1 protein-coding gene and 1 pseudogene are annotated in these 1051 nt (G+C 65.3%); one reads left to right on the top strand and one right to left on the bottom strand.

What is annotated here, in order from left to right; genetic code table 11:
- Window positions 1–166 precede the first annotated feature (166 nt).
- Window positions 167–493 (top strand): hypothetical protein, encoded by a 327-nt coding sequence (locus tag G6027_RS05470; RefSeq protein ID WP_346995639.1) that lies wholly within the window; start codon window positions 167–169, stop codon window positions 491–493.
- A 331-nt stretch (window positions 494–824) separates the two neighbouring features.
- On the opposite strand, the pseudogene G6027_RS05475 reads toward G6027_RS05470, so the two are convergent.
- A pseudogene (locus tag G6027_RS05475) lies at window positions 825–1051 on the bottom strand (hypothetical protein); the annotation flags it as partial.

Consider the following 1051-nt stretch of genomic DNA (forward strand, 5'->3'; position numbering starts at 1 on the left):
TGACCCCACACTCAGATGCGAAGAGCCGTTTAACCGTTCAGCTCAGCCCGCTCCTTGCCAAAGGGTCTGGACAGCGGCACTCGGGCCTGGCATCTGAGAGAGAACGGCTGTCACCAGTGTGCCGGGGGCTAACGTGGCCGTCATGATCTGGCTATGGATATTCGCCGTGCTGATAGTCGTGCTGGTCGGTGCTGCCGTCCTGCCTTGGCGAGCCCGGCAGCCTCGCGAGGGATTCCCGTGGTTCTGGCTGTCCTTCCCGGCAGCGGTATTCCTGGTGGCCGGGTCGCTCCGCGTGTGGCTCCCGGCTTTCGGCATGCCCGGTGGCTGGATGATGTACTTGCCACTGGCAAACAGGCAGGCCGTGATCGGTATCGCGGGCCCTGAGCATTACTGGATTATGCAGTCTCGTTCGGTGGGGGCATGGATCCTCCCGATACTCGCACTTGCCGTGGTGGGGCTATCGGTATGGGCGTGGAAGCGCGGCCGAGTGTAAATCGACGGTCTCGAAAATGCCGGGTGGGGGGGTGACCGGCCTGGGCCTCTACGCTGGGGCATGACTGCTGACTCCGCACTTGTCTTCAGAACTCGGAGGACAGGCGTGACGTCAGGCGCCTGAGGAAGGGTCGAGTTCGCGCGTTTTACAATTCAACACCGCCAGCCTTACATAACGTAAGCTCTCGGCGACCTATACATTTTGGTGGCGACGCATTCGTTCGTGAGAGCCCCAATCGGTGAGGCCTTCGACGAGCCCCTCGACAAGAACCTATCCGGCTGCGTCACGATCACTCCCTGAGGTCGCGTCGGCCTCGATGGCCCGGGGAGGGTCAACCGTTCCCGCTGCTGCGCCCCTCCACGCTCCGGCCGTCGCTGCTGTGTCGCCGGACCAGTTCGACCGCGTCCCGGAGCCCGAGACCCGGGTACGCGACCCGGAGTCGGCGGACCGCGTCGACCTCACCGGACGAGGCCTGCACCGCCTCGGAGACCTCCGCCGCCCCGAGCTCGGAGGCGATGCGGCGCGAGCGGTCCTCGCCGCTGGCCCCGAACCACCACC

Origin of the sequence: Dietzia sp. SLG310A2-38A2, assembly GCF_014145095.1 — a bacterium.
GTDB lineage: Bacteria > Actinomycetota > Actinomycetes > Mycobacteriales > Mycobacteriaceae > Dietzia.